This window comes from Streptomyces malaysiensis subsp. samsunensis, from assembly GCF_024519315.1.
Lineage (GTDB): Bacteria > Actinomycetota > Actinomycetes > Streptomycetales > Streptomycetaceae > Streptomyces > Streptomyces malaysiensis.
On sequence record NZ_JANIIC010000111.1, the window covers coordinates 1 to 18,585 of the forward strand.

General features: G+C 72.2%; 4 protein-coding genes and 1 pseudogene. 4 read left to right on the forward strand and 1 reads right to left on the reverse strand.

Annotation, left to right across the window (positions count from 1 at the left end; translation table 11 throughout):
* Positions 1-775 precede the first annotated feature (775 nt).
* Positions 776-1,558 (reverse strand): PAS domain-containing protein, encoded by a 783-nt coding sequence (locus NQU54_RS50460; protein ID WP_372506423.1) that lies wholly within the window; start codon positions 1,556-1,558, stop codon positions 776-778.
* 1,040 nt (positions 1,559-2,598) lie between these two features.
* Between NQU54_RS50460 and NQU54_RS46090 the strand changes: the two genes are divergently transcribed.
* From NQU54_RS46090 to NQU54_RS46105, 4 genes and pseudogenes are all read left to right on the forward strand, one after another.
* Positions 2,599-14,025, forward strand: coding sequence for a non-ribosomal peptide synthetase (locus NQU54_RS46090; protein ID WP_257636257.1), 11,427 nt, complete (start codon positions 2,599-2,601; stop codon positions 14,023-14,025).
* Positions 14,022-15,899 carry a class I adenylate-forming enzyme family protein gene (locus NQU54_RS46095; protein ID WP_257636258.1) on the forward strand — a complete coding sequence of 626 codons (1,878 nt, stop codon included), beginning with the start codon at positions 14,022-14,024 and terminating at the stop codon, positions 15,897-15,899. The genes NQU54_RS46090 and NQU54_RS46095 overlap by 4 nt, the downstream gene beginning before the upstream one ends.
* Entirely contained in the window at positions 15,896-16,663 is a 768-nt protein-coding gene (locus NQU54_RS46100; protein ID WP_257636259.1) for a hypothetical protein, read from the forward strand. Before NQU54_RS46095 ends, NQU54_RS46100 begins: the two co-directional genes overlap by 4 nt.
* A 137-nt stretch (positions 16,664-16,800) precedes the next feature.
* Positions 16,801-18,016, forward strand: a pseudogene (locus NQU54_RS46105) (ISAzo13 family transposase); the annotation flags it as partial.
* Between the last annotated feature and the right edge of the window lie 569 nt (positions 18,017-18,585).

The following is an 18,585-nucleotide window of genomic DNA, read 5'->3' on the forward strand; positions in this document are numbered from 1 at the left end:
GGCCGCTGCGGCAAGGGTGTCCCGGTGCGTGTCGACGCCGATGACGCCATCGACCTGTTCTGCGAGCATGGTCACGCGGTTGTTCTCCTTCAAGGGCTGGACGACCGTGGTCGGCGTCGGCCTGGGTGGAGTCACCGCGTGGCAGAACTGTGATGAGTCACGTCGAGATGGCGGACAAGCTGCTGATCAAGCCAACGGGGTGGGCCAGGCCGACGCGACGTCCGGCAGACATCTCGGGGGCACGGCAAGCTCTGACGAGCCGCCAGTTACCGTTTCGGGTCATGCCGGAACGCCAACGCCAGCCTGGCAGCAACCCAACCCGGGCCGCAGGTCGACTATCACAGTTGCCTTTTTCGTGGCCCTGAGATTGGGGCTCTCGGAACCCACGGTATCGAGCCCACCGACACGGGGGTGGCTTCCAGCAACCGTCGACGCCTCGCAGCAGTTCGGCAGCGCAGTGGGGACGGCGCTGCTGAACACGGTCGTCGCCTCTGCCTGACACGCGCCGGGCGAAGCCCGCATCGCGCCCGCACGACGTGGGGCCGACTGGCCTCTCCTCCAAGTGGGCGGCCCGACCGGCGCCAGTCGTATGCGGTGTGACTCGTACCGGTACATCAGCGGGCCGATCCCTGTCCTACCACACCGGAAGGTCCGAGATGCTCATGTGGCGCTTAGGCAAAAGCGGTTGCTCGGCCCAGATCGTCTTACCCTCGTGACCGTAGCGGGTGCCCCAGCGGGATGCGAGTTGGGCGACGAGGAACAAGCCGCGGCCGCCTCATAGCTGGTGGGGGGCGCGACGTAGGCGGGGGCGGCGCTGATGCTGCCGCTGGCTACTTCGCAGATGAGGGGTTCGGCGTGGATGAGGCGTACAGCGGTGGGACCGTGGGCATGCCGGAGAGCGTTGGTGACCCACTGACGATGAGTTCCGAGGTGCAGGCGAGGCGTTCCAAGCCCCATCCGGCGAGCTGGCGCTCGGTGAGGGAGCGGGCCCGGGAGACCAGTGCCGGGTCGGTCGGCAGTTCCCAAGGGCAACCCGGTCTGCTTGCGGAGCCCGGGGGCGGGCAAGGAGCACAGCCGCGTCGTCCTGGCGGCGGCCCGACGACAGCAAGGCCACCACGGCATCACCAAGCTGCTCCAGCGGCCGGTCTGGGGCGGCTACGGTGCGAGCCAGCCGGTCGAGCCCGATGTCGATGTTCTGCCCCGGGGCCCCGATGAGGCCGTCGGCGATATCGGCATACGTCTGACACATTCCCAGAAGGGCGTCGGCCGGGTCGGTCAGCCGGAAGGAGCACCCGGACCACGCACGCTCATGATCCGGGTCCGTCGGAAGGCGGCCGCGCACGTGGAAGTCGGCCGCTGGCCCGCCGGTGTCCCGCACCTGACGCAGGAGTTCCTCGATTGCCTTGAGGTCCGGTGTGTTGTCACCGATGTGTCGGCTGATCAGCTGCTCCGCGGGGACGCCGCTGTCGCGCACCGCCGCGGCGTTCACGCTCCGGTATGGCAGCTCATCGTCCATGACGGTCATGGAAACCGAGGACTGGCTGAACAGCGCTTCCAAGATCGCCCGGTCGGCCCTCTCCTGCTCCGCCTCCTGCCTTCACCTCGTGCCCGTTGCGGTGCTCAGGCCCAGCGCGTCGCACCAACCGCGCCCGGTCGAAGACCGCTCGATGGCCATTCCCTTATTCCATGACATGGGACGCGGGGGGCTGGGATGGTCTCTGCGAAGATTCCTTCGCGGTGTTGGTGAGGGGGAAACCTTCAGCCATGGGGCATCTGCACCCCGAAAGAGAGCCGTCTGCGCGTGAGAGCGAGGTGGTCGGGGGCTCGGTCTCGTGTGCGGTGCCGCGATGGTGACGTGTGACCGTCGCGCCCGAGGATGATGTCCCCGGATGCAGCGGGCGAAGGGCCGTATGACGGCGTGACGGTCGACGCTGCCGCCCAGCTGGACATCGACGATGTCGTGCCGCTCAAGGACGCGTGGCGGTCCGGCGCTTCGGAGTGGAGCACGGAGGGTCACCGTGCGTTCGCGAACGGCCTCGCCCAGTCCCAGCGCGTGACAGTCTTCGCCCGCTTCATCGGCCGGCACGGCTCGAACCGGCACCGCGATCTCGCCGACCTCCTGTTGATCACACAACAAGAGACCATCGAGGGCCAGGAGGCGCACCAAGCCCTCCATCGCGAAGCGGACAGGCGCCGCGTGTCCCTGACAAGTCATACGAGGGCCACTTGGGCAGCGAGGACGGGGACCGTGCCGACATCGCCACCGCGGACGCTCCGGCCTATTCCCGGCACTGTCGGTTTCCTTGTCGGCGATGGAGATTAATCGGCCACCGGAGTGACTTTTTGGCCGAGTTCTCATAGAGGAAGGTAAAGCAGCCTCGGGTGTGGCCGAAATTCCCCTTCCTGTCTCGCGAGGCCCTGTCCACCTGCATTTTTGCCGTTACCTGATTAATCGTGAGATCTCTCACATTGCCATCGCTTTACTTATTCATTGCCCCCCGTGTTTCGATGGTGTGCATGGCTTCTTGATCGACACGGACACATCGGACAGCAGTCGTCGGCATACCACCGACGGGACGGATGGGAACGCTCGCTCATATGCCTGACAACCGTGCTGAACTGCCGCTCACCGACGCGCAGCTGGGGATATGGCTCGCCGAACGCGGGGGGTTCGGCGAGCCCGGCGCGTACCAGTGGGCGGAGTACCTTGAGCTGGACGGCCCGGTCGCCGTCGACCTGCTGGCGACCGCGGTCGCCAGGACGGGCGCCGACTGCGAGGCGGTGAACGTCCGTATCGGAGCGGCCGGTTCGGCGGCCCCTGCGCAGTGGCTCGTCGCCGATGTCGAGCATGTCGTCGAGACGGTCGACCTGCGGGAGACGCCCGACCCGGATGCCGCGGCGCTGAAATGGATGCGGGCGGCCATGGCCGAGTCGGGAGGCTGCGACGCGGGGCCGTTGTTCTTCGGCGCGGTGCTGCGCGTGAGCGACGACCGCACCCTGCTGTTCCACCGGGTCCATCACATCGCACTCGACGGGGCGGGCATGGCCCTGTTCGCCGAACGGGCCGCTGAGGTCTACAGCCATCTGTGCGAGGGCAGCCCGGTGCCGCAGAGCGGCTGGAGCGGGCTTCGGGCGCTGATCGACGCCGAGACCGCATACCGCGGTTCCGCCGAGTACGACGCGGACGGCGACCGGTGGAGGGAGCGGTTGGCGGGCCGGTCGCACTTCCCGACGCTCGGAGCGGGTCCGGCGGCGGCGTCGGACCGGTCGCTGCGCACAAGCAGGGGCGTGTCGGCGGCGGAGTTCGCCGAGCTGAGGGATGGCGCACGGCGGCTCGGGCACCACTGGACCCGGCTGTTCACCGCGGCCACCGCGATCCAGTTGCACGCGATGACCGGTGACCGGGACGTCGTCCTGAGCCTGCCGGTCGCCGGCCGGTCCGCCGAACTCGTCCGTCGCGTCCCGGCGATGACGGCCAACGTCCTGCCGCTGCGGCTCCGTGTCGACCCGGCCGCGTCCGTCGGCCGCCTGCTCGACCAAGTGGCCGAAGAACTGCGGGCGGTACGCCGGCACCAGCGCTACCGGGGCGAGCGCCTGCGCCGGGAGGTGGACTGTCCCGACGACGGACGCAGGTTCTTCGGGCCGGTCCTCAACATCCAGCGGTTCGACCGGCCGCTGCGCTTCGGTTCGGTCACCGCGACCGTCCGCAACCTCCAGGCGCCGCCGTCCGAGGACCTCTCATTCTTCGCGCACGACCGCGGTGACGGCGAACTGCGCCTCGACTTCGACGCCAACCCCGCCAACCACGGCGAGGACCTCCTGCGAGGCGTCGCCGACCGCTTCCCGCACGTGCTGAGGCAGGTGGCGCGGGCCGAACGCGACACGCCCCTGGCGCGGGTGGCGACCACCACCATGGGGGAGCGCCGCCGTCTCGTCGCCTTGGGCACGGGCACGCCCACCTCGGCCGCATCCGCCGACACCGCCGTCGTCCGATTCGCGGACCGGGTATGCCGTACCCCGGACGCCTTCGCGGTGCGCTGCGCCGGAACGGGTGAGCGGCTGACCTACCGCGAACTGGACGGGCGCGTCGCCGCGTTGGCGGGTGTGCTGGTCGCCGCCGGCGCGGGGCCGGAGCGCACTGTCGCCCTGCTTCTGGAACGCTCGGTGGATCTGGTCGTCGCCGCTCTCGCTGTGGTGCGGGCGGGCGCGGCGTACGTACCCCTGCACCGGGACGACGCGTCGCCCCGGCAGGAGACCGTCCTGTCCGACGCGGACGCGCGGCTGCTGGTCACCGACCGGCACACCGGGGACGACGCCATCGTGACGTACGCCCGCGCCCGCGGTCTGCGGGTGCTGGACGTGCGAGGCGACTCCGACGCGGCCGCCGCTGATGCGCCCGCCGGGGCCGGGACGTCACCGGACGCTCTTGCCTGCGTGATGTTCACATCCGGTTCCACGGGCCGGCCCAAAGGGGTCGGCATCACCCACGGCGCCCTGGCCGGGCTCGCCGCCGACCGCTGGTGGGCCGAGGGCGGCACGGACAGGGTCCTGCTGCACTCGCCGCACGCCTTCGACGCGTTCAACCTGGAGCTATGGGTGCCGCTCCTGACCGGCGGCGAGGTGGTCGTCGCCGCGCCGGGACATCTCGGCCCGGCCGAACTGACCCGGACCGTGGCGGAGACCGGGGTGACCGGGCTGTGGCTGACCGCGGGACTCTTCCACGCCATCGCCGCCGAGGACCCGACCTGCCTGGCCGGTGTTCGCCAGGTGTGGACCGGAGGGGACGTGGTGTCCCCGGACGCCGTCCGCTCGGTACGTCAGGCGCTGCCGGGACTCACCGTCGTCAACGGCTACGGGCCCACCGAGACCACGGTCTTCGCGACCCGGTACGCGGTCCCGGAACTGCCTGCGGACGCCGCGTCAGTCCCCATCGGCAGCCCGCTGGACGGCAAGCGGGTGCTGCTTCTCGACGACGCCTTGCGGCCCGTGCCGCCGGGGTCGGTGGGGGAGCTGTATCTCGGGGGAGCGGGGGTGGCGCGCGGTTACGTCGGGCGCGCGGGCGCGACCGCGGAGCGCTTCGTCCCCGACCCGTCGGGGCCGCCGGGGGCGCGTGTCTACCGCACGGGCGATCTGGCCCGGTGGAGCGCGGACGGTCGGCTGGAGTTCGCCGGTCGTGCCGACGGACAGGTCAAGCTGCGCGGCCACCGGATCGAGACGGGCGAGATCGACGCCGTGCTACGCGCCGACCCGCGGGTCCGGCAGGCCGCGACCGTCGCACAGGAGCGCCCGGGAGGGCGGTGGCTCGTCTCCTACGTGACCGCGTCCGGCGGTGCGGCGGACGGCCTCGACACGGCGGCGCTGCTCGATCGGGTACGAGACCGGCTTCCCGCTTACATGCTGCCGACCGCAGTGGTGGCCGTGGACCGGCTGCCACTGACCCGCAACGGCAAGCTGGACCGGGCCGCGCTGCCCGCGCCGGAGTCCACGGTCGCTACTCGTAGCGCCGGAAGGGGCCCGGCCCCGCGCACGCCCACCGAGAGGCTGCTCGCCGAGCTGGTGGGCGAGCTGCTCGGCGTGGAGGACGTCCCCCTCGACCAGGACTTCTTCCGGCTCGGCGGAGACAGCATCCAGGCGATCCAACTCGCGGCGGCGGCGCAGCGCACCGGTCTGGCGATCACCACCCCGGACGTCTTCCGCACCCCCACCGTCGCCGGACTCGCCGCCGCACTCGCGGCGGACGACAGGCTCCCCGCGCACCGGATCGCGCTGGACGACGCGGACGACTCCGCGTTGCCGCTGACGCCGGTCATGCACTGGCTGCGCGAACGCGGCGGCGCACTCCACGGGTTCGTCCAGTCCCTGACCGTACGCACCCCGGTGGGCATCGCCGAGGAGCAGGTCCGCGCGGTGGTGCAGGCCCTCGTCGACCACCACCCCATGCTGAGGCTCTCCCTGACCACCACGGGCCCGATCTGGTCGCTGGAGGCGCTGCCCACCGTGCCGGTCGAGCTGAACCGGCCGGGCCCGCCGACCGACCCGGAGCGCGGCCGGATGGTGCACGCGCGCTGGTGGGAGCCCGGACCCGGGACGGCGGGCGCGCTGACCCTCACAGTGCACCACCTCGGGGTCGACGGCGTCTCCTGGCGCATCCTCCGGGACGACCTCGAAACCGCCTGGGACGCGATACGCCGGGGCCGGACCCCGACGCTGCAACCGACCGGGACTTCCTTCACACAGTGGGCGAAGGCGCTGGTGGGGTACGCCCATCACCCGGCCGTGCTCCACACGTTCTCCCACGAGCGGCCGGAGCCCGTGGAACCCCCGGTCGCCGCGCGCCCCCTGGATCCCGCGACGGACACCGAGGACACCCGGCGCCGCCACACCGCCACCCTGCCCGGCGCGCTCACCGCGCGCCTGCTGAGCGACGCGACCGCGGCCTTCGACTGCTCGGTGCAGGACCTGCTGCTCACCGCGTTCGTCCTGGCCGCCGCCGACTGGCGGGACGGCCCGGACGCGCTTCTGGTGGACCTGGAGGGCCACGGACGTGAGGAGTTCGCGGACAACCTCGACCTGTCCCGTACGGTCGGCTGGTTCACCACCCTGTATCCCGTGGTGCTCGACCCCGGCTGCTCCTGGGCCGAGGCGCGGACCGACCCGATCGCGCTGGACGGCGCGGTCGCCCAGGTGCGCTCCCGCACCCGTGACTCCGGCCGCGCGGGACTGACCCACGGTCTGCTGCGCTACCTTAACCCGCAGAGCGCTCCCGCCCTGGCCGCCCGCCCCGCGCCGCAGTTCGCCTTCAACTACCTGGGCCGCTTCGGCGTCGGCGGCGAAGGCCCCTGGTCGGTGCTGGCCGACGTGACCGCCGCCGGGACCCCGTCGGATGAGGGCCTGACCACCGCGGCCGGGCCGGCCATGAGCCACGCCGTCGAGCTGGACACGGTGATCACCGACCGCCCGGATGGCCCTGAACTGGTCGCCCACTGGTCCTGGCCCGGCGGCCTGCTCGACGGGACGCGCGTCGCCGACCTGGCCGAGCGGTGGTTCGACGTCCTGGGCGCGCTGGTCGACCGGGCCCGGTCCCGCGCCACCGGTGAACTGCCGCTGCCGCCGCTGGCCCAGGGCCTGCTCTTCCACTCGCTCTACGACCACGACGGAGTGGACCCCTACCTCGTCCAGTTCATCTTCGACCTCGACGGGACACTCGACGCCGACGCGTTGCGGGACGCGCTGCACCGCCTGCTGCGCCGCCACCCGCAGCTCTCCGCCGGCGTCCGGCCGGGTGCGTCGGGTCGGCCCGTCCAGGTGGTGGTACCGGGCTCCGCCGTCCGGTGGCGCGAGATGCCCGCACCGGAGGACCTGGAGGACTTCCTCGCCGCCGACCGCCGGCGCCGCTTCGACCTCGCCGACCCCCCACTGATGCGCGCCGCGCTGCTGCGCAGGTCCGTCGACCGGCACACCTTCGTCCTGACCACGCACCATCTCCTGGTCGACGGCTGGTCCATGCCCATCCTCATCCGGGAACTGTTCTCGCTCTACGCCGGTCATCCGCTGCCGCCCGCCACGCCATATCGCGACTTCCTCGACTGGCTGGCCACAAGGGACGCCCGCGCGGACGAGTCGGCATGGCGCGCGCTGCTGGCGTCCGTGGACGGCCCGACTCTGGTCGGCGGCCCCGGCCGACGCGGCGCGACCGGGGCACGTCGCCGCACGACCGCCGAACTGGACCCCGAACTCACCGCCCGCGTCGAGGCCCTGGCGCGGGAAGGCGGCCTGACGACCAGCGTCGTCGTGCGGCTGGCCTGGGCGGTCCTGCTCGGCGCCCTGACCGGTCGGGACGACGTGGTGTTCGGCGCCACGGTCTCGGGCCGGCCGGCTGAACTGCCCGGTGCGGCGCGGATCGTGGGGCTGCTGATCAACACCGTGCCGGTCCGGGTCCGCCTCGACCCACGCCGGCCGGTCGCCGACTGCCTGGCGGACCTGCGGGCCCAGCAACTGTCCATGCTCGACCACCAGCACGCAGATCTGACGACCCTGCAGACGGTCACCGGGCACGCCGAACTCTTCGACACCGTCGTCGTCTTCGAGAACTATCCGGTCGACGACGAGGAATTGGCCACCCTGGTACCCGGCCTGGAGCTGCGGGTGGTCCAGGGCCGCGACGGCACTCACTACCCGCTGACCCTGATCGCCGTGCCCGGCGACCGGCTGCGGCTCCAACTCGACCACGACACCGAGCTGTTCGACGGCGAGGCGGCCAGCCGTCTGCTCGACCGCCTGCGCGCCGTCCTCGACCGGATGGCCGACGACCCGGCGGCACCACTGGGACGCGTCGACCTGCTGCTGCCCGACGAGCGCGCCGACCTCGAAGCCCCCGCGCCCGCCCCGGACCGGGACACCGGGCCGGCCACGCTGACCGCCCTGTTCGCCGCGCAGGTGCGCCGCCGGCCGGCCGCCCCGGCCCTCACCCACGGCGGCACTACCCTGTCCTACGCGGAAATCGACGCACGCGCCAACCGTCTCGCCCACCTCCTCGTCGAGCGCGGCGCGGGACCGGAGCGCCTGGTCGGCCTGGTGCTGGAGCGTTCGGCGGACCTCGTCGTCGCGATCCTGGCGGTGCTCAAGTCGGGCGCGGGCTATCTGCCCCTGGACCCGGCGTACCCGGAGGAGCGTGTCCGGGGGGTGCTCGCGGAGGCCGGCCCCGTGCTCGTCGTGACGGGCGCCCCGCTGCCGGTCCCGCACCCGCAGATCCTCCTCGACGGCCCCGACACGGCCGCCACCCACCCGGCGCACCCGCCGGCCGTGACCGTGGACCCCGAGGCGGTCGCCTACGTCATCTACACCTCCGGTTCCACCGGCCGGCCCAAGGGCGTCCTGGTCACCCACCGCAATGTCGTACGGCTGCTGGCCACGACCGACGAGTGGTTCCGGTTCGACGCCGATGTACACGCCCTGTTCCACTCCTACGCCTTCGACGTCTCCGTCTGGGAGATGTGGACGGCGCTCGGCCGCGGCGGGCGGCTGGTGGTGGTGCCGGACGACGTGGCCCGCTCGCCCAGGGACCTCCTGGCGCTGCTGCGCCGGGAGCGAGTCACCGCTTTGAACCAGACTCCCTCGGCCTTCTACCAGCTCCTCCGGGCCGAGGAGGAGGCCGGCGCGGACGCGCTGCCCGACCTGCGGGTGATCGTATGCGCCGGGGAGGCGCTGGAACCGTCCCGCGTCCGCTCCTGGCACGGCCCGGGCCGGCCCGCCCTGGTCAACATGTACGGGATCACCGAGACTACCGTCCACGCGACGCACAGTGAGGTGACCGACCCCGAAGAGACCGCGAGCGTCATCGGAACCGCGCTGCCCGACCTCCGCCTGCGGCTGCTGGACCACGCGCTACGACCGGTGCCGCCGGGCTGTCCCGGCGAGATCCACGTGTCCGGCCCCGGCGTGACCCGCGGCTATCTGGACCGGCCGGCGCTCACCGCGAGCCGGTTCGTCCCCGACCCGTTCGGCGCGCCCGGCACCCGGATGTACCGGTCCGGGGATCTCGCGCGGCAGCGGCCGGACGGCACGCTGGAGTACCTCGGACGGATCGACCAGCAGGTGAAGATCCGCGGTTACCGGATCGAGCCCGGCGAGATCGAGCGCGTCTTCGAACAGCACCCGGCCGTGGACCGGGCCGTGGTGCTCGCCGACACCGGCGCCGACGGCGGCCGCCTGCTCTGCTACGCAGTCCCGGCCACGCGACCGGCCGGGACCGGCCCGGCCGAGACGCCGTCGGCCGCAGAACTGCGCGCCCACGCCCGCACGGTGCTGCCCGCGCACATGGTGCCCGCCTTCGTCGTCCTGGTCGACGAGATCCCGCTGACCGGGAACGGCAAGCTGGACCGCGCCGCCCTGCCGCCTCCGAAGACCGCGCTGCTGGTGAGTCGCAAGCCGGAGAACCCGCAAGAACGACTGCTGTGCGACCTGTTCGCCGAGACCCTGGGGCTGGCCGAGGTCGGCGCCGAGGACAACTTCTTCGACCTGGGCGGGCACTCGCTGCTCGCCACCCGTCTGATCAACCGGCTGCGCGCGGAGACCGGCCGCGAGTTGAGCGTCCGCACTCTGTTCGACGCCCCGGTCGTCGCCGACCTGGCACGCCACGTCCGGCAGGGCACTGCCGGGGCTCCCGTCCGGGCGGCCGCCGCCTCGCGACCGGAGCGCGTACCGCTCTCGCCCGCGCAGCGGCGGCTGTGGTTCTTCGACCGGTTCGCCGGCCCCAATTCCGTGTACAACATGTCCTTCGCCGTCCGGTTCACCGGGCCGCTGCGTGTGGAACCCCTGCGGGCGGCCCTCGGCGACCTGTTGGACAGGCACGAGAGCCTGCGCACCACCGTGGTGGAACATCACGGCGAGCCGTACCAGCGGATCCGCGACGCCGGCGGCCTGGCGTTCGAGACGGTGGTCACCTCGGAGGCGGAACTGCCCGGACTGCTCGCCGCCGCGTCCGCGCACGTCTTCGACCTGGAGACGGAACTCCCGGTTCGCGCCGTGCTCCACGAGACCGCACCCGAGCACCACGTACTCCTGCTCCTGCTGCATCACATCGCCGCCGACGGCTGGTCGCTCGGTCCGCTGGCCCGTGACCTGTCCACCGCCTACCGGGCCCGTGCCGCGGGCGACGCCCCGCAGTGGACGAGCACACCCGTGAGTTACGCGGACTACACGCTCCGCCTGCTCGACCGCGACCCGGACACCGGCGTCGACTACTGGACGCGGATCCTGCACGATGCCCCGGAGGTGCTGCGGCTGCCGCTGGACCGTCCCCGGCCGCCGGTCTCCGCACACCGCGGGGAGACTGTCCCCTTCACACTCGACGCCGCGCTGCACGGCCGCCTGAACCGGCTCGCCGCGACCACCCGGACCAGCCTGTTCATGGTGGTGCACACCGCGGTCGCCGCACTGCTGCACCGGCTCGGGGCGGGCGATGACATCCCCGTCGGCGCACCCGTCGCAGGACGGCACGACGCCGCGCTGCACGACGCCGTGGGCTGCTTCGTCAATACCGTGGTGCTGCGCACCGACCTGAGCGGCGCGCCGACGTTCGCCGAACTCCTCCAGCGGGTACGCGCCACCGACCTCGACGCCTTCGCGCACCAGGAGGTCCCCTTCGAGCGGGTGGTCGAGGCGGTCAACCCGCCGCGCTCCCTCGCCGCCCACCCCCTCTTCCAGGTGATGCTGGCGTTCCAGGACACCCCGGCGGCCGAGTTCGACCTGCCTGGCCTGCGGACGGAACCGGTCGCCGTGCACGGCGGCGCCTCCCGGATGGACCTGCTGTGGAGCATGCGGCAGCACTACACGGTCCACGGCGGTGAGGCCGGGATCGAGGGTCTTCTGGAGTACGACACCGAACTGTTCACCCCCGCGTCCGCGCGCCTGATGCTCGCCCGCCTGGAGAGGCTGCTCCGCGCGGCCGTGGCCGATCCTCAGCTACCCGTCGCCGACTTGCCGGTGCTCGTCGACGGCGAGCTTGAGCGGCTGACCGGACAGGGGAGCGGCACCGACCGCGAGACGCCCGACACCACCGTGGCGGCGCTCATCGCGGCCCAGGCACACCGCACCCCGGAGGCTTCCGCCGTCCTGCACGGCGACACCACGCTCAGCTACCGGGACCTGTCCGAGCGGGCGGAACACCTCGCCGGGGAACTCCGCGCCCACGGCGCGGGCCCCGGCGCCCTGGTCGCCGTGATGCTGCGCCGAGGCCCCGACCTGCCCGCCACCCTCCTCGCCGTCCAGGCGACCGGCGCCGCCTACCTGCCCGTCGACCCCACCCTGCCGGCCGAGCGCCTCACGGCGCTCCTGGCCGACGCCCGGCCCCTCCTCGTGGTACGCGACGCCACCGGACCCGCCACCGAACCCGTTGTCACGACCGGGGCGGCCGAGCCGCTGCCGGTGCCACCGGACACCGCGTACGTCACGTACACCTCGGGCTCCACCGGGCGGCCCAAGGGCGTCATCGTGCCACAGGCCGCCCTGGTGAACCTGCTGCTCGCCCTGCGTGAGCAACTCGCGGTCGGCCCCGACGACCGGATGCTGGCCTCCGCACCCATCGGCTTCGACATGTGCAAGCCCGAGCTGTACCTGCCGCTGATCACCGGCGGTGCCATGGTCCTCGCCGACCAGGACGCGCTGCGCGACCCCGACCAGCTGTGCGCGCTGCTCGACCGGCACCGCGTCACCGTGATGCAGGCGACCCCGTCGCTCTGGCGGACGCTCGTGGCACGACGACCGCGGCAACTGCGCCACGTACGCGCCGTCGTCGGCGGCGAGGCGGTTCCCGCGGAACTCGCCGGGGAACTGGCCGCCGCCACCGCGTCGCTGCTCGCCTGCTACGGCCCGACCGAGACCACCGTCTGGTCCGCCACCCACCCGGTCGGCGCGCGGACCGACGGCACCGTGCCGCTCGGCCGGCCGCTGCGCAACACCCGCGCTTACGTCCTCGACGACCGGCTGCGCCCCGTCCCCCCGGGCACGAGAGGCGAGCTGTACCTGGCCGGCGCGGGCCTGGCGACCGGCTACCTCGGCCGCCCCGAACTGACGGCCGCCCGCTTCGTGCCGGACCCCTTCGGACCGGCCGGCCGGCGGATGTACCGCACCGGCGACCTCGCGTCGTGGAGCCGCGACGGGGTGCTCCGCTTCCACGGCCGGACCGACGACCAGGTGAAGATCCGCGGTCACCGCGTCGAACTCGGCGAGGTCGAAGCCGTGCTGGGCGGGCACCCGCAGGTCACGGCCGCCGCAGTCGCCGTGCACGACCGCGGCGCCGACGACCGTCGGCTCGTCGGCTACGTCACCCCCAAAGGCGCGGATCTGGGCGCGGTCGGGGCGCACCTGACCCGGCACCTGCCGGACTACATGGTGCCCGCCCGGCTGCTCGCCCTGGACCGGCTGCCCCTCGGCGTCAACGGAAAGCTGCTGCGCGACCGGCTGCCCGAGCCCGACTGGGCGGCCGCCACCGGCGCCGAGCCGCCGCGCGACCTCCGTGAGGACCTGATGTGCCGCCAGTTCGCCGAGGTGCTCGACGTACCGAGGGTCGGCCCCGAGGACAACTTCTTCGAACTGGGCGGCCATTCGCTGCTCGCCGCCCGGCTGACCGAGCGGGTACGCGCCGTCCTCGGCCTCGCACCCGCCCTCCGGAACGTCTTCGAGGCCCCCACCCCGGCCGCCCTGAGCCGATTGCTCGACGGGCCGCCGACCGCGTCCGCCCCCGCACACCTCGTGCCCTTCCGGGCCACCGGAGCGGCCGCTCCGGTGTTCTGTGTCCACCCGCTGAGCGGTTTGAGCTGGCTGTACACCGGCCTGCTGCGGCACATCGGCCGGCACCACCCGGTCCACGGCATCCAGGCCGAGGGCCCCGGGGGAGTGGCGGACCTGCCCGGCACGGTCGAGGAGATGGCCGAGCGCTACCTGCGACTGCTGCGCACGGTCCGCCCGTCCGGCCCGTACCACCTGGTCGGCTGGTCCTTCGGCGGACTGGTGGCGCACGCCATGGCTGTCCGGCTGCGGGAACTCGGCGAGCCCGAAGGGACGCTGTTCCTGGTCGACACCATCGCCGCCACCGGGGCCGGGCCTGCCGAGCCCATCGACGAGCACCGCGTGTACCGGGTGCTGCTGATGGCCGCCGGGTTCGATGACGACCGTCTCGCCCCGCAGACCCTCGACTTCACCACCGTGTCGGCACTGCTGCGCCGCGAGGGCAGCCTCTTCGCCCGCCTCACCGAGGACGACATCGCCCGCGTCATCGCCGTCTCCCGGCACAACGACGCTCTGCTGCGCGCCTACCGCCCCCCACGCTACGCGGGCGACACGACCTACATCGAGGCCGCCGGCGAGCCTGGTGGCGCGGCGCCCACGTACGAACTGTGGCGGCCGTACGCCGGCGGCGAGCTGACCGTCGGACACGTCGACGCACGGCACCACCAAGTGATGCAGCCCCAGCACGTGGACGCCGTCGGCGTCCAGCTCTCCGTAGCCCTCGGGAGGGCCCGTTGACCGCCACCGAGGACGCGACGTACGAGGCGGACAGCGCCGCACTCGACGAACTGCCCGCAGGGGCACGGTTGGTGATCAGGCTTCCAGGCGGCCACCGCCTCGCCGACATCCTGCTCGGCTGCTTCGACCGGGGACTCGTCGCCGTCCCGCTGCACCCTCGGGCCGGGGACGCGGACCTCGCCGCCGGCGCCGCCCGGGTCGCCGCCGCGGCCGTCGTGGACGTCCACGGAGTCCGGCGCACCCGACTGCCCGACGCGCCCCCGATCTCCGAAGCCCCGGCGCTCATCATGTTCACCTCCGGCTCCACCGGTCCTCAGAAAGGGGTCGTGCTCAGCCGCCGGGCGGTCATCGGCAACGCACACCGCACGGCGGTCCTGCACGGCATCACACCGGACCGCCCGCACGGCACCTGCCTGCCGCTGTACCACTGCAACGCACTGGTCATGTCACTGCTCGGTACCCACCTCACCGGCACACCGCTCACCCTGCACCCCGCCTTCGACCCCGCCGGCTACTTCGCCGCGCTGGACGCCTCCGGCGCCAGGACGGCCTCCATCGTCCCGGCCCTCCTCGCGGACCTGGTCGAGGCCGCTCCCGCGTGGCCCGACGGGCTGGATTACCTGATCACCGCCGCGGCCCCGCTCACCGCCGACCTGGCCCGCCGCTTCCACTCCCGTTACGGCCCGAGGCTGCGTCAGGGCTACGGCCTGACGGAGGCGGTCAACTTCAGCTTCACCATGCCGCTTCTCGACGGCACCGACTTCCGCACCCACTACCTGGAGCGGACGCCCCCGGTGGGCGTACCACTGCCCGGCACCGAACTCCACCTGGAATCCGGCGAGGTCTGGATCAGGACACCTGACCTGATGACCGGTTACTGGCAGGACCCGCGCAACACCGCCGCCGCCGTCACCGACGATGGCTGGCTGCGCACCGGCGACCTGGGCGAGCTCAGGGACGGACTCCTCGTCCTGCGGGGCCGCGCGGGCGAGCGCATCAACCGAGGCGGGGAGAAGTACCACCCCCTCGACATCGAGCACGGCTGGCGCCGGGCGGGCCTCACCGGCCGGTTCGCGGCGGTCGCGGTCGGCGAGCCCACGCTCGGCGACGACGTCGCCCTCGTCGTGACGGAACAGCCGGTGCCCGAGGTCCGCACCCTGTACGAGCGATCGCCGCTGCTGCCCGCGGTCGTCCAGTTCGGCGGGTACCGGGCGACCGCCACAGGAAAGCCGCAACGCCGGTCGATGAGCCGGCAGCTGGCCGCCCGCCGTCTGGCGCCCGCACGGTACGACCGACTGCTGCGCCACGCCGCGGCCACCGCACGCCACCTCCTGGACTCCGGGGTGGACGACCCGGCCCTGCGGTCCCTCGCCGAACACACCGCCGTCCGGCACACCGGGATCGGGGACGACACCGTCCTGGCCGCCTACGACTTCCTGCGCGAGCACTGGCACGCCCCCGACGACGCGGAACTCGCCCGCGCCAAGGCGCGGTGGCGCGCGAAGCTGCTCGCCGCTTGGCCGCTGTCGGTGCACGGGGAACTGGCCGCGGAGCTGGCCGCCCGGCATGGCGTCGAGGAGGGGCCGGTGCCGTGGGGCGTCGAGACCCGCCTCGACGGCGGCGCACTGGTCCTCCTCCCGCACGGGCCCGCGCCGGGCGGCCCCGCCCGGCCGCTGGTCCCGTTGCTGTCCTTTTTCGACGTCCCCGGCAGCGGGGGAACGGACCGCTGGGAGTGGCTGTCCCGGCAGCGGGACGGCGGAACATCCCTGACCGGCTGCTCGGTGCTCCGCGCCGGGCGACACGACGCGGGCGGCGTGCTCTGGGCGCGCCACCCCGGTACCGGTCCGAACGAGCACATGGGAGCGACAGGATGACCCAGCCCACCGAGACCACCGGCCGGATGAAGCGGTCGCCCGACCACGAGGACGAGATCCTCGACGTCCGAGGCCACCGGGACCCCGACCGCAACCGGCTCACCCCGGTGGTGCAGCTGCCTCCGCAGACGGCCCTGACCGTTGTCGACGCTCTGTCCGGCCTGGTCCGGGCGGCCCATCGGGAGGAGGGGGAGCGACCCACACCGGCGGGTGAGCCGAAGCGCGCGCAGGTGTTCGAGGAGGGCGACGTCTTCATGCTGGAGCCGCCCTTCCCGGGCTTCTTCGCCGACCGCTACCTCATGGACTTCTACGACACCGCCGCACGCGACATCTGTTCGCGCATGCACCTGCACACCGGGCTGCGGTTCGTGCGGATGATGACCGGCCCGGACACCACGATCCGCGTGTCCAGCCTGTCGCCGATCACCGTCCGCCCCTCGACGGGACGCTTCGCACCGCTGTCCTGCTTCGCCGACGACCTGCCCGGCACCCCCGACGGGGTGCGCCGCGAGCGGCACAACGTGATCGTGCCGCCCAACTCCTGGGTGGACATGCAGATACCGCGTGGAGTCTCACACCAGTTCAACGCGGTCGGTCCGAACGCGGTCATCGACTCGGTGCACCCGGAGGAGTCCATCGAGACCCTGCGGGAGGGGATGTCGGGATACCGGATGATGGCGCAGACCATCTTCCTCGCCAAGGACAGGAGCCCCGCCGCCACCTGCGCCGACACCGGCGCGCCGGAGACGCCCCCGCCACGCTGAGCCGTACGGGCCGAGCCACCACGGCCACCGGACCGGCTTCTCCACCCCGACCCCGCAGAGCGGCAGTACTCCGGCACCGCCGGGGGCCTGTATTTCAATTACTGCTCGGTGTATGGGTGTTGACGGGACAATGAGGTGTGAGTGCACGTACGGCCGCTCGGGCTTCGGTTGTGGCTTTGAGGGCGAAGTTCGATCAGTTCCTTCCCCATCTCGATGAGCGGCTCCGGCGGTTCTACCTGGCCAGCGAGGCCGCCGCGCTTGGCCACGGCGGGATCACAATGGTGGCGGCCGCTTCTGGAGCGCCAGTGCGGCCACCATCGCTCGCGGGATCGCCGAGCTGTCCGGGCTCCCTTTGCCTGCTGGGCGGATCCGGGCTCCAGGAGCCGGCCGTAAGCCGGTGACGGTCACCGACCCCGGCCTGCTGCCCGCGCTCGAGGCGCTGATCGAGCCACACACCCGGGGCGATCCGGTCTCGCCGTTGCGCTGGACCACGCTCTCGCTGCGGTCCCTGGCCTCGACGCTGACCACTCAGGGCCCCACCCCGTCAGCGCGACGACCGTCGGACGCTTGCTGCACGCCTTGGGATACAGCCTGCAGGGCACCGCCAAGACCACGGAAGGCACCAGTCATCCGGACCGCGACGCCCATTTCACGCACATCAACGCCACTGCCGCGGCCTTCCTCGAAGACAACCAGCTGGTGATCAGCGTCGACACCAAGGCCAAAGAGTGGCTCGGCAACCGCGACCGACCCGGCCGCATCTGGCGGCCGGGCAAGAACCCCATCCGCGTGGACTGCCACACGTTCACCACCAGCGACCAGCCCGTGGTCGTCCCGTACGGGATCTACGACATCGCCCGCAACACCGGCTGGGTCAATGTCGGGACCGACCACGACACAGGCGAGTTCGCAGTGGAGTCCATCCGCCGATGGTGGCAGCAGCGCGGGCGGAAGGACCACCCGGACGCCGGCCGACTGCTGATCACCGCCGACTGCGGTGGTTCCAATGACCCTCGCCGCTGGACGTGGAAGAAGCACCTCGCCGCCTTCGCCCTGCAAAGCGGACTGGAGATCACCGTCCGCCACTTCCCACCCGGAACATCGAAGTGGAACAAGATCGAACACAGGATGTTCTGCCACATCACCGCGAACTGGCGAGGCAGACCCCTGACCAGCTACCAGCTCGTCATCGAGACCATCGCCGCCACGACCACCCGCACCGGGCTCAGAGTCGGAGCCGTACTCGACACCGGCCGATATGACCTGGGCACCACAGTCCCACCCCCCGAGTTCCATGCCCTGCCCATCACACCCCACGCCTTCCACGGCGACTGGAACTACACCCTGGCACCGGTCGCACCCCGGCATCCCGAGCCGACACCGAGTCGACAGCACATCGATCCCGCCCTGACCGCGATGCTCACCGACCCGGCCCTGACCGGCATGTCACGCTCCGCCTTCGACCATTTGGTCGCCATCTCGGAACCGTACTGGGACGCCCTGGCCGAGGCGGCATTCCAAAGACGCTTCCACCGCCCACGCAGCTACCTCCACCCGCAGACCAGCAGCCTCGACCACTACCACCGCCTGCTGACCGCCCTGTTACGGCGCCGCAGAGCCGCCACCAGCACACTTCTGGCACAGCTCCTGAACGTCACCCGTACCAACCTGTCCAACCAGTTCCAGGACGGCCACCGGCTCCTGGACCTGCACCGCATCGCGGTCACTCCGCTACCCGGAGCCCCGGCCCGCACCCTCACCCAACTACAAACCCGCCTACCGTCACACGACGACACCCGCACAGATCAACTCTGACGGTTATTCATTTACAAGCCCCCGGCCGCACCGAGAACTGCCAGATCGGTGTCTTCGCCGCCTACGCCACCAGCACCGGACGGGCTTTGGTGGACCGGGAGCTGTAG